Source organism: Xylanibacter rarus (genome assembly GCF_001275135.1).
Taxonomy (GTDB): Bacteria; Bacteroidota; Bacteroidia; order Bacteroidales; family Bacteroidaceae; genus Prevotella; species Prevotella rara.
In genome coordinates this window covers 61441-84545 of the sequence record NZ_LFQU01000018.1, presented here as the reverse complement: position 1 = coordinate 84545, position 23105 = coordinate 61441, and the positions used below count along the sequence as shown (strand labels likewise).

Below are 23105 nucleotides of genomic sequence, written 5' to 3'. Positions count from 1 at the left end.
ATAAGGTTTATAGATTTTTATAACATTATTTTTATTCTTCATGTTAGCATTAGCATGCCTTTTGATCTGCGAAAGGCATGCTTTTGCGTTGTAATATGTGTCCTTTTATATCGTGATATGTGCCCTTTTGCGTTATGATATGCCTTCTTTTGTGATTTATATGCAGGCATATCCTTTCTCGGGTATAATGGGGTTCAGGCAACTGATTATAGCATATGTCTGTAGGTGAGACAACTTTTACCATAAATGCAGCATGCTTGTGTCATCTAAAATCAGTAAAACGGCTGTTTGAAGTCAACCAAAATCAGGAAGGAGAGGAATGAGAATACACGAAAATATTTTTTGCAGAAACTCGTCACTCGTCACATTCCTTTCCATCTGCCTGATAATGAAGTGGTTAGAGTGTGATGAGTTGAAATCCCGACTCGTCACGGATAATCATGTGTGACGTTTTAAAATCATAACTCGTCACACTTTAAATCGTTGATTGTCAGTTTGTTATGTGTAGATGTGACGAGTGACGAGTTTCTGCAAAAAAACTTTTTCCGGTTTGTCCGCATCGTTTTGTGTTATGGGCAGCAATATGCCTTTATGCATTTTCTGCGTTGCTATATAAAAAGAAAGACACCGTTATTCTCAGATAACGGTGTCCATCTTTATGTCGTTTTCCTCATGAGGAATTTCTTTCTCTTTCTGAAAGTCGAAGCATACGCCTATCTTGTAGGCCTGTGGAATATTCTTCAGAAATCTGTCGTAATACCCCTTTCCGCGTCCCAGCCGGTTGTTGTCTGAGTCGAAGCTCATGCCGGGCACAACAGCAGTAGTAATCTTGGCGTAGTCGGTGAAGAGTTTTCCGTTGGGCTCCATTATGCCGTAGCTGCCCTCGGCCAGGTCTTCCTTGCTTTCATACACCCTTATTTCCATGTTCTCGCCGTCAATTACCTTTGGCAGCAGCACTGTCTTGCCTTGCCGTGCCAGCAGTTCCACTGTGTCGTGAGTGAACACTTCGTCAGGCAGCGAGTAATACATTAATATAGTGTCGGCATTAGCCACCTCGCTCATGCCGAGCAGCCTGTTCATGATCGGAAGCGACAATTCTTCCAGTTGCTTCCCGGTGAATTGCCGTTTCCTCTCGCGTATGAGTTTTCGCAGTTCCTTTTTTTCCATGGTTATGCTTTTAGATTCATCTTCATGTCAACGTATGGCACTGTTGTTCCCGTCATGGCCGTCTTGCCGTCCTTTTTCTTGTCTTTTGGCTCCGGCTTTTTGGGGAATGCCGCATTGTTCTTAAACACATTCAGCGCAGCCTTTATCACGTTGTCGTCAAGATTGAGATATTCAATCCAGTCTTCCTCGTCCATGATGTTGTATATAATCCGGCTGTTGATGTATCTTTCGAGCAGGTTGTGCGATTTCTTTATCATCAGGTTGCGGCGCTGCAGTCCGTGCTTGTCGGCATAGGTGGCAAACTTGTCTACGGTGTTCTGCTTTACAAGATAGTCGGCAAGCTCCATCATTTCGGTGAAGTTGTTGAGCTTAAGGCGGTTGTCGTCGGTATAGACGAATGCAAACTGCAGTATTAGTCCGCTCATGCTTGCCTCCTTGAAGTATGAAGTTATGCCTAAGGTGTCTTCCGGAACGAAGATGTCAGGCGTTATGCCTCCTCCGCCGTACACTGTGCGGCCAATGCTTGTGTGATAAGCCGGTCCGGTGTGCTTGATGCTGTCCTGTGAGAAGAACTCACCATGCTGATATCTTACCAGCAGGTCTTCCTCGTAGTCTTTGTCGTCGCCCATCACGTATGGCTTCTGTATGCATCGTCCTGACGGTGTGTAATAGCGTGCCACGGTCAAGCGTATCATTGAGCCGTCGGGGAAACCGATCTGCTGCTGTACGAGACCCTTGCCGAACGAGCGGCGGCCTATGATTGTTGCCCTGTCGTTGTCCTGCATGGCTCCGGCAAAAATCTCTGAAGCCGATGCCGATGTCTCGTTTATCAGCACTACCAGCGGGATGTTCTGATAGCTTCCGCGCCCGTCGCTCTTGTAGTCTTGTCTTGGCGACTTGCGGCCTTCTGTATATACGATGAGGCGGTTCTTGGGCAGGAACTCGTTGGCCATCTGAACGGCCGACTTCAGGTATCCGCCTGTGTTGTCGCGCAGGTCGATTATCAGGTTGCTGAAGCCTTCCTGAGAGAGCTGTGCCAGGGCGATGAGAAGTTCGGGATAAGTGTTCTCGCCGAAGTTCTTTATCTTGATGTAGCCCGTGTTATCGTCGAGCATGTATGTTGCACTGACGCTCTTCTGCGGAATGTCGCCTCGGGTTATAGTGTAATATTTTATGCTCTTTTGTCCGTAGCGCTGCACGCCTATTTTCACCTTGGTGTCTTTAGGTCCTTTGAGGCGTCGCATGGCTTCCTCGTTAGTTACGACCTTGCCCACGAAAGGCTTTCCGTCCACGCTCACGATCTTGTCGCCGGCAAGGATGCCTGCCTGTTCAGCCGGGCCGTTCTTTATTACGCCCTGCACGTGTATGGTGTCGTTTCTTATGACAAACTCAATGCCCACGCCCGAGAACGAGCCTTTCAGGTCGTCGGTGGCCTGCTGTACGTCCTTCGCACTGATGTAGACAGAGTGGGGGTCGAGGTCAGACAGAATCTGAGGTATGGCCTTGTCGACAAGCGAGTCGATGTTAACCGCGTCAACATACTGGTCGTCTATGATGTGCAGCAGATTGTTCAGGCGGTTGCTGCCCGAGTTTATTATGTTCAGGCGGTTGCCTGAAAAGTGGTTAGCGTAGAACGTACCTATTATGATGCCGATAATCACACAAAGAGCCATCAGCAACGGCATCATGCGGTTTGATTTATTCGGATTCATGTTCGTCAGGATTTAGATATATAACTTCAATGTCAGCTCTTTTAAGAAGATTTATGCCGTCTTCAAGTCTGTATCTTTCGCCATATACTACACGCTTAATGCCGGCCTGAATTATCAGTTTTGAGCATTCTATGCATGGAGCAGCTGTTACGTATAGCGTTGATCCGTCGCTGTTGTTGGAGCTTCGCGCCAGTTTTGTTATGGCGTTTGCCTCTGCGTGCAGCACGTAGGGCTTTGTAACGTTGTTGTCGTCTTCGCAGACATTCTCAAAGCCGCTCGGCGTACCGTTATAGCCGTCGCTGATAATCATTTTGTCCTTAACCACCAGGGCTCCTACCTTGCGGCGCTGGCAGTAGCTGTTTTCTGCCCAGATGCGTGCCATGCGCAGGTATCTCAGGTCAAGCAGACGCTGTTTTTCTTCTTTGTTCATTGTGCTTATATGTGAAGAATAGGTTATTTCTCTTACTTTTTCTTGTTCGAAGGCTTTTTTATGCCGTTGCGCTTCAGCAGGGCGTCTATTGTGGGTTCGCTGCCCTTAAAGCGCTTGTAGAGAGTCATCGGGTGTTCGGTGCCGCCCTTTGAAAGAATGTTGTCGCGGAAGCTTTGCGCTGTCTCCTGATTGAATATTCCGTGCTTCTTGAACACGCTGAAGGCGTCTGCGTCGAGCACTTCGGCCCATTTGTAGCTGTAGTAGCCGGCAGCGTATCCGCCAGCCATGATGTGGCTGAACTGCACAGTCATGCAGGTGTCGGGCAGCTGTTCGGTAACCATGGCTTTCTTCCATGCTTTCTTTTCAAACGGTATGATGTCTTCGTCGAACGTCTCTTTCTTTGTATAGTAGGCCATGTCGAGAAGTCCGAAACTTACCTGGCGCAGACATGCGTATGCTGCCATGAAGTTGCGGCTCTTCACAATGCGGTCAATCAGCTCGTCGGGCAGAGGCTCGCCTGTCTGATAGTGGAAGGCGAACGTGCGCAGAAATTCTTTCTCAACAGAGAAGTTTTCCATAAACTGTGACGGCAACTCTACGAAGTCCCACCATACATTGGTGCCTGAAAGGCTCTCGAATCTTGTGTTTGCAAACATGCCGTGGAGCGAGTGGCCGAACTCATGCAGGAATGTTTCAACTTCGCCCAGTGTCAGCAGTGCCGGCTTTTCGTCGGTAGGCTTCGTCAGGTTCATCACTACGCTTACATGAGGCCTTACATTTTCGCCCTTGCGGTCGATCCATTGTCCCTGATATTCTGTCATCCATGCACCGCCCTGTTTGCCCTTGCGCGGATGGAAGTCGGCGTAGAACACGGCAAGATAAGAGCCGTCCTTGTCGAACACCTCGTAGGCTTTCACGTCGGGATGGTAAACCTGTATGTCCTTGTTCTCCTTGAATGTTATGCCGTAGAGCCTGTTGGCAAGTCCGAACACGCCCTGAATGACCTTTGACAGTTCGAAATACGGGCGAAGCATCTCTGAGTCGATGTTGAACTTCTTGAGCTGCAGCTTGTGAGAATAATAGCTGAAGTCCCACGGCATCACCTTGAAGTCTTTGCCTTCAGTCTTCTTTGCCAGTTTCTCTATGTCGCTCACTTCCTTTACGGCTGTAGGCTTGTAAGCGTCTATGAGGTCGTCGAGCAGCTTATACACGTTGCGTGCGTTTCCTGCCATGCGGTTCTTAAGCACGTATTCGGCGTATGTCTTGAAGCCGAGCAGCTGTGCTATCTCGCGTCTCAGATTAACCAGACGCTTGCATATTTCAAGATTGTTTTCTGTATTCTCGTGTGTACACACCGTGTTGCGTGCCATATACATCTGCTTGCGCAGTTCGCGGCATGTAGAATATGTCATGAACGGACTGTAGCTTGGAAAGTCGAGCGTAAACACCCAGCCTTCAAGATTGCGCTCCTTTGCAGCAACGGCAGCAGCCTCGCGTGCCGTGTCGGGCAGTCCGTCGAGCTGTTGCTCGTCAGTTATGTGCAGCGTATATGCCTTGTTCTCTTTGAGCAGATTCTGAGAGAACTGCAGCGACAGCATGCTTGCCTCCTCGGTAAGCTTGCGCAGCTTCTCCTTGCCCTCGTCGTCGAGCAGTGCTCCACTGCGTACAAATCCGTCGTAGCAGTTGTCGAGCAGTCTCTTTTCTTCAGGCGTGAGCTTGCGGTGATGCATGTGCACGGCCTTTATGCGCTCAAACAGGCGTTTGTTGAGCCTTACGTCGTTGGCATGCTTTGTCAGTATGGGCTGCAGCTTCTGCGCCAGCGCGTCCATCTCGTCGTTGGTCTCAGCACTGAGAAGATTGAAAAACACGGTTGACACGCGCGACAGCAAGTCGTAATATCCGTCCTTGTCTTCGTCCACGTTGATTATCGTGTTGTCAAAAGTAGGCTTGTCAGGATTGTTTATAGTCTTCTCAATCTGTTCGTCGTCACGGCGTATGCCCTCCATGAAGGCCTCCTCAAAGTCTTCAAGGCGTATTTTCTCGAATGGCACGGTGTCGTGCGGCGTGTTATATTGTTCAAAAAAAGGATTTTTGCGTTGCTCTTCTATTCTCTCTTCATTCATACTCACGTTTCCCTAATTTTTGTTGACAAAGGTAGTAATTTTCTTTCTTCTGAATAATAATACGGAAGAAAAATTTAGCTAATATTTGTTATATGTCGGCTTTTGTCTGCCGCTTGTATATCAAATTGGCTGATAAGCTTCCTACATGAGCATTCTTTCGAAAGCATGAACGCAGAATTCACCCCTTCTGAGCGATATAATTCCTTCGTCGTTCATGGCTTTCAGAGCTTTCGATACGTTAAGGCGGCTCTCGCTGATCTCTTCAGCGAGCCGCTCCATCTTTATGTTTACAATCTTCTCTCCGGCAGGTCTCAGGCTTCTCTCTTCGATGAATCTGGCTATCTTTTGCCTTATGCCTTTCGGACGTAGTTTCCACATCTGTCTGTCTGAGCGTTGCGACAGCGTGCAGATGATGTTAAGCAGGTTTAGTCTGAATATTTCGTAATTGTCAGACATGAGCATCACTTCTTTCTTTCCCAGGCATATCAGGTCGCAGTTTGTCTTTGCCGCAAACGTTCTTGTATAGCGCTGCATCAGTCCGAAAATCCTTTCGGGCTGAAGTATGTTGGGGGCTGCGAGTGTTTCGGTTATCGAGTAGCTCTTGTCGTCCGAATGGCATGTGGTTGTTATCTGACCTTTAACCAGAAAAAAGAGTTTGTTGCAGGTTTCGCCTTCATGCACAATTACTTTTCCTCTTGCGAACGACAGTTGCCTGAATTTCGTTTCCGAGAGTATCTGCTCCAGGTCGTTCCGGCTCATGCCCTGAAAGAGCGGAAGTTCAAGCAGGTGTTCTTGTAGCTCCGTGTGCATGTGTATGCGCTGTTGTTATTCTGCAATCTTGTTTTTTAGCGACGGCGAATACCATACGGCATTTTTGCCGTTTTTGTCTGAATAGATAAAATATACCATCAGTTCGGGATGCCTGTCAAGAATGGCTTTTGCCTTTTCAAGTCCCATCACCATGAAGGCTGTGGCATAGGCGTCGGCCGTGGCGCAGTTGTCGGCCAAAACAGTTGCCGACAATATGTTGTGCTGTACAGGATAGCCTGTTATGGGGTCGATGGTGTGGGCATATTTCTTGCCGTCTTTGTAGTAGAAGTTGCGGTAGTTTCCGCTTGTAGCCATTGCTTTGTTGGTTACGTTCAGTATGGTCTGTATTTCCTGATTTGTGTTTAGCGAGTCGTCAACGGGCTTGGTGACGCCTATTTTCCAGGGCAGTCTTTTCTCGTTGATGCCGCGTGTAACAATCTCTCCGCCTATTTCTACCATAAAGTTTTCTATGCCTTTGCTCCTCAGCAGTCGGGCCACGGCGTCGCTTCCGTAGCCTTTGGCAATGGCGCTGCAGTCGAGCATTATGCGCTTGTCGTTCTTTACTATTTGTTTCCCGTCAAGCCTTACTTTCTTGTAGCCTATAATCTGTTTCAGACTGTCTATTGCCGCTGGCGTGGGCTTAGTGTCGTTTTTGAATCCGAAGCCCCATGCGTTTACCAGTGGAGCCACTGTTATGTCGAAGGCTCCGCCTGTTTCTTCTGATATTTTTTGTGCAAGGTTAAACACGTCTGTGAACATGCTGTTCACTTCAACCTTCTCGTTGCGGTTTACTTTTGATATTATTGAACTTTTGTTGAACGGAGACAGCGATGCGTCAACCTTCTGCAGCTCTGCTTCAATTTCTTTCTGCAGGTTCTTGTCGCTTTGGTATGTGATGTTGTACACCGTACCGAATATGAATCCTGTGTTGTGCTGATAAGGCATTGTGCGCTGCTGCCGCACAATGATTATTGTCCCTATGATTAGAAATATGAGAAAAGCCAGCTGCAGGGCCAGTTTCTTCTTGCTTTTTTCTCTGTTCATCGCTGTTTTTGTTTTAGTCTATTGTCTTTCAGAAGTTTATATGTCTATCGATACGTTGAATGTGCCTCCGATGTTAGATCCTCCGGTCTTTCCGAATCCGGGCACATACCATGAGTTGCCCAGTTCGCCGTCATCGTAGGCTATTCTGCTCTTGTATCTTACGCTCCATCCAAGATGCAGAGGTCCCCATATCTTGGCGTCTACTCCTATTACTGCTTCAATCCAGTGGTAATTGCATTTCACGCCTTTCGCTGAATATACGGCAGTGCTTCCCCATACGGGGTCGGTGATATCTGGATGCGACAGGTCGTATTTAAACGAAGTGAAAGCGTATCTTGCGCCGGCATAAAGCCTGTATATGTCGTGCTTGTTCTTTAGCAGGTTGAAGTCGATACCGATTTTTGCGTATGGTGCGCTCGTCTTGTATGATATTTTGGTGACGTCGTTGTCGTGGTCTGCCTTGCCGAGACCAAGCTCAAACACAGGGAAGTATTTGTCGCGCAGGTTTATTCGCAGCGCGGCTTCATACTGTCCGTAGTCGCCAAGAAACATCTGTGCCGGTCCGACCAGGTCTACTGATACGGCAAAGCCCCTTAACAGGGGCACGCTGTCTTTCTTCTCCACGTTCTTTTCCTGCGCGTTGGCCGTTGAGGCCAGTAGGAGCATCAGGCTAATTGCTATGCTTGAAATATATGAAAAAATGTTTCTTCGATGTGTCATAGTTCACGTCCTGATTGTTTATTGTTATCGAGTCGATGGCGTTGTGCGTGCAGCTTACGGATGTTATCTTGTGGAAGAATGCCGGTGCGCAGTCAACCGACTCGAAGTGGGGCTTGTTCTCTTTCTCTATGGTCACTGTGTCAAGTTTTGTAGTCTTGTATAAAGTGTCCTTCGTTTCGATGAAAAACACGTCCTGGTTCTGCGCATAGCTTATCGGCAGCGAGAATTCGGTGGTCTTTACGCTGCGGTTTATCAGCACAGAGTCGTTGCCGTCAACACGGTTTGTGAATATCGTGAGCGTGTCTGCCAGTGTGTCAACCTTGCCGTCGGGCGTCATCAGCTGATATTGTGTGTAGACAAGGCTGTTGAGCGGGCAGTCGATAGACGAACACGCTGAGGTGGTTATCAGCAGCGTTATGAAGTATAGCGGCAGTGCTGCCAGTGAGGGACGCAATAGTCTGCGTGCCTTGCGGCTTGCCTTTGTCGTGACCGACTTTATCGTTTTTATCTTAATTCCTGTCATGGCATGCTTGTTCTTGTAGCAGCTTTATGTGGCGTTGTTGTTTTCTATGTGTTATTTTCTGTTTCCGCCACATCTTATTTCTTCAGATATCTGATAGTCGTTCCTGTCTGAAGAGTTGCGGCTGATGAGGTCGCCGAGGAATCCGGCAAGAAACAGTTGTGTGCCTATAATCATCATTGTCAGCGATATATAGAAGTAAGGCGTATCGGTTACGAGGCGCATCTGCTGACCGTTTGACACTGCCACCAGCTTGTCTATGCCGATAATGGCTGCTGCAATGAAGCCTATGAAGAACATTATTGTGCCGAGGAAGCCGAACACATGCATCGGCTTGCGCCCGAAGCTGCTCAGGAACCACAATGTTATAAGGTCGAGATAGCCGTTGAAGAAGCGGTTGAGGCCGAATTTCGACTTGCCGTATTTGCGCGACTGGTGATGAACCACTTTTTCGCCAATCCTGTCGAATCCGGCATTCTTTGCCAGATACGGGATATAGCGGTGCATCTCGCCGTACACCTCGATGTTCTTTACCACGTCCTTGCGGTATGCTTTAAGGCCGCAGTTGAAGTCGTGCAGGTTCTTTATACCGCTTATTTTGCGCGCCGTTGCGTTAAACAGCTTTGTGGGGATTGTCTTCGAGAGCGGGTCGTAGCGTTTCTGCTTATATCCCGAAACGAGGTCGTAGCCGTCTTCGGTTATCATTCTGTAAAGTTCCGGTATCTCGTCGGGAGAGTCCTGCAGGTCGGCATCCATTGTTATCACCACGTCGCCCTGTGCCTCCTTGAATCCGCAGAACAGGGCAGGACTTTTTCCGTAGTTGCGGCGGAACTTTATGCCCTTTACGCATTCGTGCTCCTCGCTCAGCCGGCTTATCACCTTCCATGAACCGTCGGTAGAGCCGTCGTTGATGAATATTACTTCATAAGAGAAATTGTTTTCCTTCATCACGCGCTCAATCCATGCGTAGAGTTCGGGCAGTGATTCTTCCTCGTTGTATAATGGTATTACGACTGATATGTCCATCTTATCTGTGTTTTAGAATTTACGTTTATATTTTGATTTCAGCAGCGCGGCTATCGGCCAGCTTATCACAATTCCCAGAAACAGGTTGGTTGTAAGAAACTGCAGCGCTATGTCGATAGGGCGGAGCGTTGCTATTGTGTCCATTGTCATCTTCATTTCATCGGCCTTTATCCCGTAAAGCGTCATGAGCGACTTAAACTCAGGGCTTGATGTCATGGCCGTGTACTGGGCGAGCATGAAGCCGTGGTCGATAAACTGAAAGTAGATATATTGCGCAGCAGCCATCAGCAGCGATGCGTAAAAGTATGTCAGCAGGCTGTAGCCGTATGCTTTCCAGTAAGATATCACTCCGTCAAGAATATTGTCGCGGAAGTTCTTTAGGCGTATTGCCGATACTACAATGGCTGATATGCCAAGAACCATCGATGCCATGTTCAGCACGGGCTCATAAAACTGTCCGATGAAGCAGGCAAAGCTCAATATCCACATTCCGCCCATTATGGCGCCGTCGATGCGCGCGTAAGCTTTTATTTGTTCGTATTCCTCGCGTGTAGTCATTATTGGGGATTAATTGATTTTTTTCGTTTGTCTGTCTGAAGCGTGGTGTCTTATGGGGTGTTGCATCAGCTTTGACACCCGGCGCCATACGCCTCACGAGAACATAATCGGGTGCAAAATTACTTATTTTTCACCATATAATTATTAGCTGTATGAGTTTTTTTGTTTTTTTATGTGAAAGATGTGCCGTCGGCGTGCGTTATGCCGTAAACCTCGTGCCGCCTTTATATATAGCCATTGTGCATGTCGCCTGTGCCGATTCCGCATGCTGCAAGATATCGCTGATTTCAAAAAATAAGTTAAAATAGCACGAAAGACGATGCAAAAATGCTTTGTTGTTAAACTTTATTATTACCTTTGCAGCCGCAAAGACGGGTAAGTCTTGTACGGCCAGCTCCCTTCGAATCCTCCAGGACGGGAACGTAGCAAAGGTAGTTGGTTGTAGCGGCGCGATACAAGTAGCTTGCCCACCCGCCTCTTTAGCTCAGTTGGCCAGAGCACGTGATTTGTAATCTCGGGGTCGTTGGTTCGAATCCGACAAGAGGCTCAAAAGAATTTGAACGATCAAAGGCAGATACCTGTTAGGGTGTTTGCCGTTTTTTTATGTCTGGCCTTATGCAGTGTGGCCTTGGCGGCTGCCACCACTTCCTGCACGAACGGGAACAAATGCTTCTCCGACAAGCCCATATCCACTGAACCGATAAGCCTCATGCTGACATTGATGTCTTCACACTTGGTTATAAGTTACTCAAGAACGCCTATAACCACGTCCCATGCATTGGCATCATACCCGACGCAACTTGATGGCATATACAATGATGACAATAAATGAGGTAATCAGAATTAAAAGGGCAATTAAATAGTTAAAACTGCCACCGCAATAAACTTCATAAGTCACAAAAGCAAGAAACATCATGATCAACAATTTCAACCACGCTACCAGTTTTGCTATCAAACTGTAGCCTTTTTGCCTATCTTTAAATTTCTGTGGCCAGTTGCAATAATGTGGATGCTTCTCGAAAAATGTCATAAAAAAATAAATTAAAACACTTATAAGCGGTAGTATCAAAGTGTAAAAAGGGCTTCCATATTCATCTGCAACTCCGTGTATGTTCCAGTGCGTAGGCACGTATTGCCGCGTCATTATGACCACAACACAAAGTCCAATTTGCACAACAACCAACAAGATTGTCAGCAAAGCTGTATTATTCTTCAAAATTGGCATTTTGCAAATTTATCAAAATAGCATTACGTAAAACATCTTCATTATATTTTGAGTATTCCTCAGGAAAATTCTTTTTAATATATTGCATAAGTGAATTTACTGTTTCATTTGTAAATTCATCTGCTACAATATAAGCCATTTCTTTATTTTGTGATTTGATATTCCATACCTCTATTGTATTAGAGGTCATAAGATTTTCCACAAGTGCTCCATTTTTTCTCCTCTTATTTCCGCTTGTTGTCGCTGCGACTTTCCAGGCTAAAGCCGTTACAGCTCCAACAGCATTAGCTACTCCAAAATGTTCTACAACAACAGCCCAAACTACTGCTACGGCACCTACTATTACTGCTACGGCAAAAGCGACCGCACTGGCTTGTGTTTCAAGATTTGTTATTGCTGAATTACGAGTTAATATTTTTTGAATTTCAATTTGTGACTTTGAGATGGAGTCAATATCGTTTATTGATATCTTTTCCATTAATCCGCGTTCTTTTAACAGAGATAAATATTCGCCTATATTTCCTTGTTCTATTGCAGAACAAATATTTTTATCTGCTAATGCAAGAATTATCTTAGTCAATTTTGAATCAACAACAATATGTTTACTATTAAATCCTTTTTCTTCAATATATTGATTAGGATTATTTATGAATTCCTCTGCGATTTCCGGATGATTGACAATATCTGTTGCCAATCTCTGTAGAAAGAAAATGTATTCAGTATCATTTTCTGATATTTTAATCTGAACAGGTATTGCTATTGAATTATTGCTATCTATTTTTCCTGCAATTTGACGATTTATTTCGTCAGCAGGGAAATCCATATAATACCCATTTGTACATGATTCCAAAAGAATCGTACCCGAAAGAAAACCTGAAAATAATTTGATAAAACGTTCTTTCATAAATATCACTGATTTAATATTGAATATTTTAATATGAGATTACTTATGTAATTTTCGTAATCTTTTTTTAGAAAAGTTATATTTTCATTATCCATAAATAAAGTTCTACAGATATCACATATGTGACTTGCACAAAATGAAAACTTTTCATTTTTTCTTTGTTTTATGTATTTAAGAATTTTGGCAGGTCCTTCTATATATAACCAAATTTTCAAAACATCTTTGAACGAAGTTTCATATATCTCTTTTATTGGTTGTTTATTTATATTTCCTAGTCTCAAATATGGATTTTGTTCACTTGTTAAACCACAACACGCAAGGACCTCACCATATGGATTAATGGGTATAAGTTGAAATAAATTTAAACATCTGTCAAATCGATGTGGCATAAAACAACTCTCATAAGTCAGATTTTCTTTATTTCCTTTGAAAGAAATCCACACGCCTTTTTCTATTTTAATTAAGCTTTTTGATACAAATCCAATAAAAACTTTATCTTTCACCAGTCTTTTAAGAGTGTGCTCTGATGAGTTATCATGTGTTTCAATATTGATAATTGGAACAAGCCCTAATCTTGCAGATGCAACAGACGCATTCCTCACATTTCTTAAAGGAACACTTTTTTGGTGTTCATCACCTGTACTAAAATTAATTTCTTTTAACCCACAATCAACTAATCTTTTTACTATATCCATAGCAATTTTATATGAAGTGGCCCAAAATGCATTTGTTACAATTCTCGTGGATAATCCTATCTTAGTAGCATAAAAAATTATTTTCTCTACATTTTTTCTATAAATCATGCATTCACCTCCTGTTATTACCAAAACCTTTAAACTATCATGATATTGTTTCATGCATAAATCTACGTATTTTTTCATCTCTTCATAGGTCATAGCCTTATTTAAGCTTGGATTACAACCAAAGCAACAATTTGCACATTTAGCTGTACATTTAAAAGTAGATATCAGGGTTATTGTTGTAGGTTTTAATATTTTAAAAAATTGCGTAGGTCATATTTTTTTACAAATATGCAATTTTTTTTCCAAATACAATATTAGAAAATGTGAAATAATGTTATTTGCCTCGTAATTTATATGATTCATTCAGTATTTTATCTATTTCACTTGAAATTAATTCAAACTATCAGTATTCATCGAAGTACACAATGAAAACTTTAACATAATCAATGTAAATCCAACTAAACAACTATTAAGTTGTGGTTATCATAAAAGATACCCAACTTCATATTATTTTGTCAAGCAAATATAGGCTGCCGCTTCCGCATGTTGTTTGTAAAGCCATGACGCAGATTTTGTTTCTTTATGATAGTTGGTCTGTGTCATTGTTTTTGGATAAAATAGAAAATCAGAATCACTAAAATCCCCTTTACAGATAAAGAATGTTTACGTTATGAAGCAAAAGTTGTGCTTTCATGCTGTAAAAGCAATGCTTTTGCATGGTCGTTTCAGGTATATTGTGGCTGAAAATAAGGCAGTTTTGCTGTCAAAAACAGTGGTTTCTGCTTGTTTTTACGCTGAAATAACTGCACAAAATCTGTGCGGCGTGCGTAACGTTTTGTGATATAGCTGCTTACGTTTGCACACGATTTTTGGGCGTTTTCACGGCCGGATGATTTTTATTTCAGAATATCGCGGCTGTGGAACGTCATCTGAAATCAGAAAGAAAGCATTTTGCGTAATCCGCTTTCAGTATGCCGACAGCCGTTGCGCCCTTTGCCGTCCGGCTTTATTTCATGTCTGTCAATATATTGCTGCGGGGCCGATGGCCATAATTTACCATGCCGTATGTTTGTGAAGTATGCTTATTTTTCAGTATCTTTGCATCTGGAATATGAAAATGAACAGAAACCATATCTTGCAGCTTGTTACCGAAGGCGAGCATGTGCATCAGGACTTTAAGTTTGCCATAACAGACGCATGCAAGATAGCACGCAGTCTTTCTGCCTTTTCAAACACCGAGGGAGGGCGGCTGCTTGTGGGCGTTAAGGACAACGGCAAGATCGCCGGCATACGTTCGGCCGAGGAGATATACATGATAGAAGTTGCCGCAACGCGATACTGCAGGCCGTCGGTTACTCTCGACAGTCAGATATATAAGGTCGACGGCAAGGATGTGCTTGAAGTCAGTGTGGCCGAGAGTCAGCATAAGCCCGTATACGCCGTTGACGAGGACAAGAAACCTAAGGCATACATTCGCATTAAGGACGAAACGATACTTGCCAGTCCGGTGCATCTCGATATTTGGCGGCATGACCATAAGGATGTGATGATAAGATGTAACGAACGGGAGCAGTGCATCTTGCGCCTTTTGGAGAAGTATGGCGAGCTTACGCTAAACCGGTGTGTAAGACTGTCGCATATTCCCCGCCGTCAGGTAATCAGCCTTTTGGCCGACTTTATACGTTTCGACTTGGTGGAGACTGTTTTCAGAGAGCATATATTTTATTTTAAACTTAAGCAAAACCAATAAGCGTCATGGAACTATTCACACAGATAATCAACGAGACCAACGACATTCTCTGGACTTACATACTTGTAGTAATGCTGCTGGGCTGTGCCGTATGGTTCAGCATCAAGACTAAGTTTGTGCAGTTTCGCATGATAGGAGAGATGATACGCCTGCTGGGCGACTCTACGGCAAAGATAAACGGACACGAGAAGCACATATCTTCTTTTCAGGCTTTCACCGTGTCGCTGGCAAGCCGCGTCGGCACGGGCAACCTTGCCGGAGTGGCAACGGCCATCACTGTGGGCGGTCCGGGCGCAGTGTTCTGGATGTGGATTATAGCTTTGCTTGGTTCGAGCAGCGCATTTGTCGAGTCGTCATTGGCGCAGTTGTTCAAGATAAAGGGCAAGCACTCGTATATAGGCGGACCGGCTTACTATATGGAGAAAGGACTTAAAAAGCGCTGGATGGGCATCCTTTTTGCGGTGCTTATCACAATAACGTTCGGCTTTGCGTTCAATTCGGTGCAGAGCAACACCATGAGCGCTGCTCTGCAGAGCGCGTTTGCCGTTGACTCTGTGCTGTCGGGCGCAGTAATATCGGTGCTTACGCTGTTTATCATCTTCGGAGGCATCCACCGCATAGCGGCGTTCAGCAGCGTCATAGTGCCCATAATGGCCGTTGGCTACATACTGCTGGCACTGTTTGTCGTGCTGACCAACATTGGCCGCATACCCGATGTCGTATCTCTCATTGTTGGCAATGCCTTCGGCTGGCATCAGGCTTTGGGCGGCGGAATGGGCGCGGCACTTATGCAGGGCATAAAGCGCGGACTGTTCAGCAACGAGGCGGGCATGGGCTCGGCTCCCAATGCTGCCGCCACAGCCCACGTAACCCATCCCGCCAAGCAGGGCTTCATACAGGCGTTGGGCGTGTTCACCGACACATTGCTTATCTGTTCGTGCACGGCTTTCATCATTCTGTTCAGCAAAGACAGCGTAGACAGCAGTCTCGACGGCATACAGCTTACTCAGGCTGCGCTCACCAACGAGGTGGGCGGCATAGGCACTGTCTATGTTGCCATAGCCACTTTGTTCTTCGCCTACAGCAGCATTCTCGGCAACTATTATTACGGCGAGGCCAACATACGTTTCTTCACGTTGCGCCAGTGGCCCGTGTTTGTCTATCGTCTTCTGGTTGTCGGCATGGTCATGTTCGGCTCTTTGGCAAGTCTTAATCTTGTGTGGAGCCTTGCCGACGTAACTATGGCCCTGATGGCTCTCTGCAATCTCGTGGCAATATTGCTTTTGGGCAAATATGCTTTCAGGCTGCTCGACGACTATCTTGATCAGAAGAGAAGGGGCATAAAGAGTCCTGTCTTCCGTAAGGAAAGCATGAAGGACATCGAGCAGGACCTTGAATGCTGGTAAGCTGAAAAGCATTAATATTGTATGTCTGTGGCTGAAAAATGCCGCTTTGCAGGCGTCTGCAGCACAAAATGGCATAAATTATGCGCTTTTGAATGAAATAAATTTATCAAAGATTTGCAGAATTAAAAAACAGACATTACCTTTGCAGCCGCAAACACGGGGATAGCTCAGTTGGTAGAGCATCGGTCTCCAAAACCGAGTGTCGGGAGTTCGAGCCTCTCTTCCCGTGCAATAATATAGAGCCGCAGCCAATAAGGTTGCGGCTTTTGTTTTCTTGATAGTTGTTATTGCGCCATGCCAGGTTTGGATTAAACCGGCAAAATCGTTATATTTGCATCGCCATAAACATTATCTCTGAAGATATGAACATAGAACAGTTTCGCGATTTTTGCCTTACAGTGAAGGGTGTTGAAGAATGTTTCCCTTTCGGCAGCGACGTGCTTGTGTATAAAATTATGGGCAAGATGTTCACATATTGCGGTCTGGAGCCCAAAGACGGCTGCTTTATCGCCAACATGAAGTGCAGCACGGAGCGGTCGGCTGAACTCATGGAGCGATATGACGGCATATTCTTCGGTCGCCACTCTGACAGAAAATATTGGATAACGGTGGCTCTCGATAGCGATGTGCCCGACAGTCTTATCTGCGAACTTATACTTCATTCGGTTGAAGAGGTGGTGAAGAAGATGCCTAAAAAGATGCAGCGCGAATATGAGTCACTGACAGAATAATGGCTTTATTGGGCACTTGTGGCGTGAGTGTGCGGTGGACGGTGCTTATCGTCTGACTCTCGCCGGATAAATTATTTTATGTCGAATTAAATAAAATATCAGATATGCAGATTCTTATTGGATGCGCGAAGGATATGCGCGGAAGTGATGACGGCAATTATGGCATTATGACCGAGCCGCGTTTTGCCGGCGAGGCTATGCACAACGCATTGCAGATGGCGGGATATGATGAGGCCGAACTGGCTGATATGCTTCACTGCAACGCAGACATTGCGCGGCAGAACCGACTGAGGTATATGCACTTTGCGGGCGAAGGACCGAGGCTTCAGGCTGTTTTGGCATATACGGGCGTGGTTTATAAATATCTTGATGCGCCGGGCTTTACGCCAGAAGTTCAGACTTATGCACAGGAGCATCTGTGGATAACTTCGTTCTTGTATGGCCTTTTGCGCCCCGCCGACATGATAAAGCCTTACAGACTTGAAGGCAACGTGGTGCTGCCGGATAATGGTGTGAGTATGTTCGACTATTGGAAACCGCTGCTCACCGATGTGCTTATCGATTCGGTTAAGGCTTCCGGCGGACTGCTTGTCGACCTTGCGAGCAGCGAGATGAGGCGACTGTTCAACTGGCGCAAGGTGGCGCGCGAGGTTGATGTTGTTCGCCCGGAGTTCTATGTCAGCAAGGGCGGACGGCTGAAGACTATTGTCATTTATGCCAAGATGTGCCGCGGAGCCATGACGCGCTATCTGCTTCAAAACCGTATTGACAATGCCGACAAGCTGAAGTCGTTCGATTTTGAAGGCTTCTCTTACAGCGAGGTCGACAGCAAACCCGGTTTCCCTGCGTTTGTCGCAAACCTATAAAGCGGCTGAAGGCATAGGTATAACGCCATAATAACCCACGATGCGGCTTGTTGGCCCATTGTGGTTATGCTTCTTTGTAGTTGAGTATCCGTGCCGGAATTGTGATATTGTTTATCTCTGTTTTTATATTTTCGGTAAGCGATAATAAACAAAAATGACTGCGGAGCAATGTTATAATTTGCTCAGCAGTCATTTTTATATTGTGAAGATTATTTTCGGTCTGTTTACTCAAGGTCAACCACCGTTATTCCGGCACCGCCAAACTGCACGTGTTCATCGCGGTAAGAAACAACATTTGGCACTGTTGACAGATACTGACGGATAAGCTGGCGCAGTATGCCCGAGCCTGTGCCGTGCAGAATGCGCACGCGGCTCATGCCCACAAGTATGGCATCGTCGATAAAATATGTAACGGCGTTTATGGCTTCGTCGCCCCTCATTCCGCGCACGTCTATGTCCTGCTTGAAGTTCAGCTTGCGGTTGTCTATCGTCTCGCGCGTTTGTCGTCCCACTGAAGCGTAGGTCTTCGGCTCCTCCTTTTTGGGCATTTCGGCACGCTCCAGGCGGTCGGCGCGCATCTTGGTGCGCATGTCGCCGAATATCACTGTGGCCATCTTGCCGTCGGTGCTTTCTATCCGTCCCACAGATGTAAGGCCCTTTATGCGCACTGTCTCGCCGGCTTCCAGCGGTGCGTCTTTCTCTTTCTTCTTCAGCGTGGCCTCTTTCAGTGCGGCAGCCGCGTCTTTGTTCTTCTCGGCCTTCTCCTTCTTGCGCTTCTCCTTTCTCTCCTTGCGCTCCTGTATCTGTTTTATCTTTCGGGCTATCATCTCGTCGTTGGCAGTAGTGTCAACCTCGTTGATTTCCTGCTTAAACGCATTTAGCTCTTCCCTTATGCGCTTAGTCTCCGCCTTTTCGGCCTGACTTTCGCGTATTTCCCTTATGGCGTTCTCTATCTTCTTGTTGCTCTCGCGCAGCAGTTCTTCGGCCTGTTCCTTCGCCTTGCGTATCACGTCCTTTCGGCTCTGCTCCAGTTCCTTCACCTCGCTTTCATATTTAGCAATGGTCTGCTCCATTGTCTTTTCGCGCTGATGAATGTTCTGTCGCTTGTTTTCCCAGTAGCGTTTGTCGCGCACAATGTCCTGCAGATACTTGTCGCTCTGTATATAGTCGCTTCCAACAATGTCGCTCGCGTCTTTTATCACCTCTTCGGGCAGTCCAATCTTGCGCGCTATCTCTATTGCAAACGAGCTTCCGGGGTTGCCTATCGAGAGTTGGAAAAGCGCCTTCATCTGCTGGCGGTCGTATAGCATGGCTCCGTTTACCACTCCTTCGTGGTCTTCGGCAAAGTGCTTCAGGTTCTGATAGTGGGTGGTTATTATGCCGTAGGCCTGTTTGTTGCAGAACTGCTTCAGCACGGCTTCGGCTATTGCACCGCCAATCTGCGGCTCCGTGCCCGTACCAAATTCGTCGATGAGCAGCAGCGTGCTGTTGTTGGCAAACTTCATCATGTACTTCATGTTCATGAGGTGGCTCGAGTATGTACTCAGGTCGTTCTCTATGCTCTGCTCGTCGCCTATGTCGATAAGTATGTTCTTGAATATTCCTGTGTGCGAGCGGTCGCCTACGGGGATTGACAGTCCGCACTGAAGCATGTATTGCAGCAGTCCGGCCGTCTTCAGACAAACCGACTTTCCGCCGGCGTTAGGACCCGATATTATCAGTATGCGCTTGTCTTTGGTCAGCATTATGTCGAGCGGCACAACCTTCTTGTCCTGCTTTTCTAACGACAGCTGCAGCAGCGGGTGGCGTGCCTGAATCCAGTCTATGTGGGGCTTCTTCCCGACTTCCGGCTCAATGCCTTTTATCAGCCGTGCCAGTTCGGCCTTGGCGCGTATCATGTCTATCGTTGCCAGAAACCTGTACGACTCCAATATGGGCTTTACGTGTGGACGTACAAGTTTTGAGAAATCGGTCAGTATGCGTATTATCTCGCGGCGCTCCTCGGCTTCAAGCTCTCTCACCTTGTTGTTGGCTTCAACCACCTCGGTAGGCTCAATAAACACGGTCTTGCCCGATGCCGACTCGTCGTGTACTATACCTTTAATCTTGCGCTTCAGTCCCTGCGTTACGGGTATCACCAGTCGGCCGTCGCGTATGGCAGGCGTAACGTCCTTGTCAACCAGACCTTCGCTCTGTGCCGAGCGCAGTATGCTGTATAGCGTGCGCGATATGCTGCCTTCGGTGCGCGACAGCTCGCGCCTTATGTTCTGCAGCTCGACCGATGCGCTGTCTTTCACCTTTCCGAACTTGTCGAGTATCTGGTCGATGCGCTGTATCAGTTGCGGAAATGTTATAATGTCTGCCGTCAGGCGGTGAAGCGCGGGGTAGGGGTATGTCCTTTCTTCCTCGTCGTCGTTGCCGTCCGTGCGGTTAAGATAGTTGACGATGTTGCATATCGTCTCGAGCGAGCGCCTGAGGTCAAACAGTTCGCCTTCGTCGAGATGAGTGCCTTCAAGTCGCAGGCGTGCCACCGACTCGCGCACGTCGAAGAAATATTGCATCGGAAAGTCGTCGGCTTCTTCTTGCAGCCGTCTGAACTCTTTCACCTGTTGCAGCCATTCGTTTATCACTTCTGCGTCGCTCGAGAATGTCATGTTGTCTATTCTCTCCTTACCGAGTGTACTGAGGCAGCGCTCGCGCAGAAGCGTGCGGATTTCATCGAATCCTATCTTAGTTTCAAACGTCTTTGGGTAAATCATGCTGCAAAGGTAGTGCAACCCTGCTGAAATGCCAAATAAAATCATCACATCTTTATATCGTGCGCATGTATGGCGCATTGATTTTCGCCGTGTCGCAGCATAAGAGTTGCCAAACTTCAGGCTTTAATCATGTCTGTTTTACGTTTTAAAATATGTCTTTTCGCAGCATGATATGTGCCCTTTTATATCTTAAAAGACATCCTTTTGCCTTCTGAAAGGTGCCCTTTTGCCGTATGAAATGTATCCTTTTGTATGTTGAAAGATGCTCTTTCGGCAGCACGCAGGTGTCTTTTTAATATTTCTCGGTTGTTGTTTTTTGTTTACAGTGCATATCCGTTCATATTGCCTTTTTCATGTTTTTCTGTATGTAAAGCATATAAATTCATTGCCGTTGACGCCTTTTCCTGATTTCGGTAGATATGTTTTTTGCTTATTCCTGCCGGAAGTTGACTTCTGGTAATCCTTTTACTGATATTGGTTGACTCTAATACTAAAAAAGTTTTGTTAAAAACTCGTCACTCGTCACAATGCGGTTTAACTCGTTGAATGTCAGCTTTATAAGGCGTGACGAGTTGATTTCTCAACTCATCACATCCCGCCATTTCTGCCCTTTTTTGCCCGAAAATCTTCACGTTTCGGCTGGTTGTGATAAGTAGTGTGACGAGTTGAAAATGAAACTCGTCACACTGTAACGTTTTGATTGTCAGTGTGTTAAGTCCTGATGTGACGAGTGACGAGTTTTTAACAAAAACTTTTTCTCGTTTCTCGTCGTGTCGCCATGTCCGGCATCAACGCATGCTTTTAAGCCATCCAAAAGCGTATGAAATCACCATGAAAACAAGAAAAACACACTTTTTTTGAAAAAAGTCGCCAAAAAATTTGGAGATTACATAAAAACCCCTTACCTTTGCACTCGCTTTTGAGACACAAAGCTTGTCGATCCGACAAAGGAGAGATGGTAGAGTGGTCGATTACAACGGTCTTGAAAACCGTCGTGCTGAGAGGCACCGGGGGTTCGAATCCCTCTCTCTCCGCTGAACGTGCTGGACAGAAATGGTCAGCAAACGGACAAAAAGCTACAAATCAATGATTTGTGGCTTTTTTTATTGCCCGAAAGTCCTGCTTCCAAGACTTCAAAAGTACGGTAAAAGACAAAGTTTCGTTACTAAATCGTTACCTATTCCCTGCCGGACAAAAACGGTAACGAATTGTCCATAAATGACCTGATAATGACTATATTAGTCCATAGTCTGCATAACTCGAAAACGAGAGGTAAAAACTAATTTTGCAACTAAAAATTTTGAGTTATGAAATCGACATTCAAGGTTCTTTTTTATTTGAAGAAAGGTTCTGAAAAGAAAAACGGCGAGGTTATGATTATGGCACGCATCACCATAGACGGCAAACTTTGCCAGTTCAGTACGAAACAGAGCATCCAGCCCGACAACTGGAGCATTGCTGCGGGCAAAGCCAAAGGCAGGGATGCCGGGAGGATAAACGCCCTTTTGGACGACATACGTTCTTCCCTGAATACCATTTACCACGAAATGCAGCGGCGTGACAACTACGTGACCGCCGAGAAAGTGAAAAACGAGTTTTTAGGTCATAGCGAGAGCCACGAAACAATCCTTTCATTGTTCCAAAAGCACAATGACGATGTGAAGCAGCTTGTGGGCATATCCAAGACGATAGCGACCTACCGCAAGTATGAAGTGACCCGCCGCCACCTCGCTGAATTTATCCAAAGCAAGTACAACGTATCGGACATATCCATAAAGGAGATAAGCCCGATGTTCATTACCGATTTTGAGTTGTATTTGCGTACCGCCTGCAAGTGCGGCTACAACACCACCGCCAAGTTCATGCAGTTCTTCAAGCGTATCATCATCATTGCCCGTAACAACGGCATACTGGTGGGCGACCCGTTCGCCAGCTACAAAATCCGGCTGGAAAAAGTGGACAGGGGTTATCTGACAGAGGACGAGATAAAAATCATCCTTAAAAAGAAAATGGTTTCCGAACGGCTGGAACACGTCAGGGATTTGTTCGTCTTTTCCTGTTTCTGCGGTTTGGCATACAGCGATGTCGCCAACTTGCGGCAGGAGAATATCCAAAAGTCCTTTGACGGCAACCTTTGGATAATCACCAAGCGGCAAAAGACGAATACGGACGTGAATGTTCCCCTGCTGGATATTCCCAAGATGATTTTGAAGAAGTACAAGGGCAAGTTACCGGACGGGAAGATACTTCCCGTAATCAGCAATCAGAAGCTAAACGCCTACCTGAAAGAGATTGCCGATATATGCGGTATTAAAAAGAACCTGACATTCCACCTTGCCCGGCACACGTTCGCCACGACCACCACGCTGTCAAAGGGCGTACCCATTGAAACGGTGTCCAAGATGCTGGGACACACAAACATAGAAACGACACAAATCTACGCCCGCATCACCAACAGCAAGATAGGCAGCGATATGCAGGGGCTTGACAAGAAGTTTGTCGGCATCGAGAAAATTTACAAGGAAGTCGCCATGTAATCTTGATTATTGGGAACTGGTCACAAATTGTGACCAGTCCTTACTATTATTCCAACATTGCTAAATCTCCTAAA

Annotated in this window: 19 protein-coding genes, 3 tRNA genes and 1 other RNA gene; 9 read left to right on the top strand and 14 right to left on the bottom strand. The window is 46.0% G+C overall.

Annotated elements, in window-relative coordinates; all coding sequences use genetic code 11:
• Nucleotides 1-636 precede the first annotated feature (636 nt).
• The 10 genes from ACU52_RS09950 to ACU52_RS09905 all read right to left on the bottom strand — a co-directional run bounded on the left by ACU52_RS09950 (nucleotide 637) and on the right by ACU52_RS09905 (nucleotide 10110).
• Nucleotides 637-1167 carry a 5-formyltetrahydrofolate cyclo-ligase gene (locus ACU52_RS09950; RefSeq protein ID WP_053398675.1) on the bottom strand — a complete coding sequence of 177 codons (531 nt, stop codon included), beginning with the start codon at nucleotides 1165-1167 and terminating at the stop codon, nucleotides 637-639.
• A 2-nt stretch (nucleotides 1168-1169) separates the two neighbouring features.
• The gene (locus ACU52_RS09945; protein ID WP_053398674.1) at nucleotides 1170-2879 is read right to left on the bottom strand and encodes a S41 family peptidase; all 1710 of its coding nucleotides are present in this window, start codon (nucleotides 2877-2879) and stop codon (nucleotides 1170-1172) included.
• Nucleotides 2866-3309 carry a dCMP deaminase family protein gene (locus ACU52_RS09940; RefSeq protein ID WP_021854738.1) on the bottom strand — a complete coding sequence of 148 codons (444 nt, stop codon included), beginning with the start codon at nucleotides 3307-3309 and terminating at the stop codon, nucleotides 2866-2868. Before ACU52_RS09940 ends, ACU52_RS09945 begins: the two co-directional genes overlap by 14 nt.
• A gap of 32 nt (nucleotides 3310-3341) precedes the next feature.
• Nucleotides 3342-5432 (bottom strand): M3 family metallopeptidase, encoded by a 2091-nt coding sequence (locus tag ACU52_RS09935; RefSeq protein ID WP_053398673.1) that lies wholly within the window; start codon nucleotides 5430-5432, stop codon nucleotides 3342-3344.
• A gap of 141 nt (nucleotides 5433-5573) precedes the next feature.
• Nucleotides 5574-6242 carry a Crp/Fnr family transcriptional regulator gene (locus ACU52_RS09930; RefSeq protein ID WP_053398672.1) on the bottom strand — a complete coding sequence of 223 codons (669 nt, stop codon included), beginning with the start codon at nucleotides 6240-6242 and terminating at the stop codon, nucleotides 5574-5576.
• Between the two features lie 15 nt (nucleotides 6243-6257).
• Complete coding sequence (locus tag ACU52_RS09925; protein ID WP_053398671.1) at nucleotides 6258-7286, bottom strand: FAD:protein FMN transferase; 1029 nt, start codon at nucleotides 7284-7286, stop codon at nucleotides 6258-6260.
• Nucleotides 7287-7322: 36 nt separating this feature from the next.
• Complete coding sequence (locus ACU52_RS09920) at nucleotides 7323-7952, bottom strand: DUF6048 family protein (protein WP_239684907.1); 630 nt, start codon at nucleotides 7950-7952, stop codon at nucleotides 7323-7325.
• A gap of 4 nt (nucleotides 7953-7956) precedes the next feature.
• A complete protein-coding gene (locus ACU52_RS09915) occupies nucleotides 7957-8529 on the bottom strand; it encodes a DUF6452 family protein (RefSeq protein WP_239684906.1) in 573 nt (190 codons plus the stop codon).
• A gap of 51 nt (nucleotides 8530-8580) precedes the next feature.
• Nucleotides 8581-9552: a glycosyltransferase family 2 protein gene (locus ACU52_RS09910; protein ID WP_053398670.1), complete on the bottom strand. Its 972-nt coding sequence runs from the start codon at nucleotides 9550-9552 to the stop codon at nucleotides 8581-8583.
• Nucleotides 9553-9564: 12 nt separating this feature from the next.
• On the bottom strand, nucleotides 9565-10110 hold the full coding sequence (locus ACU52_RS09905) for a DUF4199 domain-containing protein (RefSeq protein ID WP_021854745.1): 546 nt from the start codon (nucleotides 10108-10110) through the stop codon (nucleotides 9565-9567).
• 373 nt (nucleotides 10111-10483) lie between these two features.
• Between ACU52_RS09905 and ffs the strand changes: the two genes are divergently transcribed.
• Both ffs and ACU52_RS09900 read left to right on the top strand, forming a co-directional pair.
• Nucleotides 10484-10582, top strand: an RNA gene (gene ffs, locus ACU52_RS14800) — signal recognition particle sRNA small type.
• 1 nt (nucleotide 10583) lies between these two features.
• A tRNA-Thr gene (locus ACU52_RS09900) sits at nucleotides 10584-10657 on the top strand.
• Nucleotides 10658-10894: 237 nt separating this feature from the next.
• On the opposite strand, the gene ACU52_RS09895 is transcribed toward ACU52_RS09900, so the two are convergent.
• The 3 genes from ACU52_RS09895 to ACU52_RS09885 are packed head-to-tail and all read right to left on the bottom strand — an operon-like array spanning nucleotide 10895 to nucleotide 13207.
• Nucleotides 10895-11326 (bottom strand): DUF1648 domain-containing protein, encoded by a 432-nt coding sequence (locus tag ACU52_RS09895; protein ID WP_162207764.1) that lies wholly within the window; start codon nucleotides 11324-11326, stop codon nucleotides 10895-10897.
• Nucleotides 11316-12239, bottom strand: a complete 924-nt coding sequence (locus ACU52_RS09890; protein ID WP_053398669.1) for a hypothetical protein — start codon at nucleotides 12237-12239, stop codon at nucleotides 11316-11318. Before ACU52_RS09890 ends, ACU52_RS09895 begins: the two co-directional genes overlap by 11 nt.
• Before the next feature lie 5 nt (nucleotides 12240-12244).
• Nucleotides 12245-13207: a radical SAM/SPASM domain-containing protein gene (locus ACU52_RS09885; RefSeq protein ID WP_239684908.1), complete on the bottom strand. Its 963-nt coding sequence runs from the start codon at nucleotides 13205-13207 to the stop codon at nucleotides 12245-12247.
• An 886-nt stretch (nucleotides 13208-14093) separates the two neighbouring features.
• Between ACU52_RS09885 and ACU52_RS09880 the strand changes: the two genes are divergently transcribed.
• From ACU52_RS09880 to ACU52_RS09860, 5 genes are all read left to right on the top strand, one after another.
• The gene (locus ACU52_RS09880; RefSeq protein WP_053398667.1) at nucleotides 14094-14732 is read left to right on the top strand and encodes an AlbA family DNA-binding domain-containing protein; all 639 of its coding nucleotides are present in this window, start codon (nucleotides 14094-14096) and stop codon (nucleotides 14730-14732) included.
• A gap of 5 nt (nucleotides 14733-14737) precedes the next feature.
• Nucleotides 14738-16138, top strand: coding sequence for an alanine/glycine:cation symporter family protein (locus ACU52_RS09875; RefSeq protein ID WP_053398666.1), 1401 nt, complete (start codon nucleotides 14738-14740; stop codon nucleotides 16136-16138).
• Between the two features lie 156 nt (nucleotides 16139-16294).
• Nucleotides 16295-16367: transfer RNA gene (locus tag ACU52_RS09870), tRNA-Trp, on the top strand.
• Nucleotides 16368-16500: 133 nt separating this feature from the next.
• Complete coding sequence (locus ACU52_RS09865; protein ID WP_053398665.1) at nucleotides 16501-16869, top strand: MmcQ/YjbR family DNA-binding protein; 369 nt, start codon at nucleotides 16501-16503, stop codon at nucleotides 16867-16869.
• Nucleotides 16870-16973: 104 nt separating this feature from the next.
• Nucleotides 16974-17735, top strand: coding sequence for a YaaA family protein (locus ACU52_RS09860; RefSeq protein WP_021854752.1), 762 nt, complete (start codon nucleotides 16974-16976; stop codon nucleotides 17733-17735).
• Between the two features lie 224 nt (nucleotides 17736-17959).
• On the opposite strand, the gene ACU52_RS09855 is transcribed toward ACU52_RS09860, so the two are convergent.
• Entirely contained in the window at nucleotides 17960-20494 is a 2535-nt protein-coding gene (locus tag ACU52_RS09855) for an endonuclease MutS2 (RefSeq protein WP_053398664.1), read from the bottom strand.
• Nucleotides 20495-21443: 949 nt separating this feature from the next.
• On the opposite strand from ACU52_RS09855, the gene ACU52_RS09850 reads away from it, so the two are divergent.
• Together ACU52_RS09850 and ACU52_RS09845 are read left to right on the top strand one after the other, a co-directional pair.
• Nucleotides 21444-21528: transfer RNA gene (locus ACU52_RS09850), tRNA-Ser, on the top strand.
• Nucleotides 21529-21801: 273 nt separating this feature from the next.
• The gene (locus ACU52_RS09845) at nucleotides 21802-23031 is read left to right on the top strand and encodes a site-specific integrase (RefSeq protein WP_008648492.1); all 1230 of its coding nucleotides are present in this window, start codon (nucleotides 21802-21804) and stop codon (nucleotides 23029-23031) included.
• Nucleotides 23032-23105 lie beyond the last annotated feature (74 nt).

Coding starts and splice junctions, on each gene's coding strand:
- ACU52_RS09950 (WP_053398675.1), bottom strand. CDS start 1,167: ATGGAAAAAAAGGAACTGCGAAAACTCATACGCGAGAGGAAACGGCAA.
- ACU52_RS09945 (WP_053398674.1), bottom strand. CDS start 2,879: ATGAATCCGAATAAATCAAACCGCATGATGCCGTTGCTGATGGCTCTT.
- ACU52_RS09940 (WP_021854738.1), bottom strand. CDS start 3,309: ATGAACAAAGAAGAAAAACAGCGTCTGCTTGACCTGAGATACCTGCGC.
- ACU52_RS09935 (WP_053398673.1), bottom strand. CDS start 5,432: ATGAATGAAGAGAGAATAGAAGAGCAACGCAAAAATCCTTTTTTTGAA.
- ACU52_RS09930 (WP_053398672.1), bottom strand. CDS start 6,242: ATGCACACGGAGCTACAAGAACACCTGCTTGAACTTCCGCTCTTTCAG.
- ACU52_RS09925 (WP_053398671.1), bottom strand. CDS start 7,286: ATGAACAGAGAAAAAAGCAAGAAGAAACTGGCCCTGCAGCTGGCTTTT.
- ACU52_RS09920 (WP_239684907.1), bottom strand. CDS start 7,952: ATGCTCCTACTGGCCTCAACGGCCAACGCGCAGGAAAAGAACGTGGAG.
- ACU52_RS09915 (WP_239684906.1), bottom strand. CDS start 8,529: ATGACAGGAATTAAGATAAAAACGATAAAGTCGGTCACGACAAAGGCA.
- ACU52_RS09910 (WP_053398670.1), bottom strand. CDS start 9,552: ATGGACATATCAGTCGTAATACCATTATACAACGAGGAAGAATCACTG.
- ACU52_RS09905 (WP_021854745.1), bottom strand. CDS start 10,110: ATGACTACACGCGAGGAATACGAACAAATAAAAGCTTACGCGCGCATC.
- ACU52_RS09890 (WP_053398669.1), bottom strand. CDS start 12,239: ATGAAAGAACGTTTTATCAAATTATTTTCAGGTTTTCTTTCGGGTACG.
- ACU52_RS09880 (WP_053398667.1), top strand. CDS start 14,094: ATGAAAATGAACAGAAACCATATCTTGCAGCTTGTTACCGAAGGCGAG.
- ACU52_RS09875 (WP_053398666.1), top strand. CDS start 14,738: ATGGAACTATTCACACAGATAATCAACGAGACCAACGACATTCTCTGG.
- ACU52_RS09865 (WP_053398665.1), top strand. CDS start 16,501: ATGAACATAGAACAGTTTCGCGATTTTTGCCTTACAGTGAAGGGTGTT.
- ACU52_RS09860 (WP_021854752.1), top strand. CDS start 16,974: ATGCAGATTCTTATTGGATGCGCGAAGGATATGCGCGGAAGTGATGAC.
- ACU52_RS09855 (WP_053398664.1), bottom strand. CDS start 20,494: ATGATTTACCCAAAGACGTTTGAAACTAAGATAGGATTCGATGAAATC.
- ACU52_RS09845 (WP_008648492.1), top strand. CDS start 21,802: ATGAAATCGACATTCAAGGTTCTTTTTTATTTGAAGAAAGGTTCTGAA.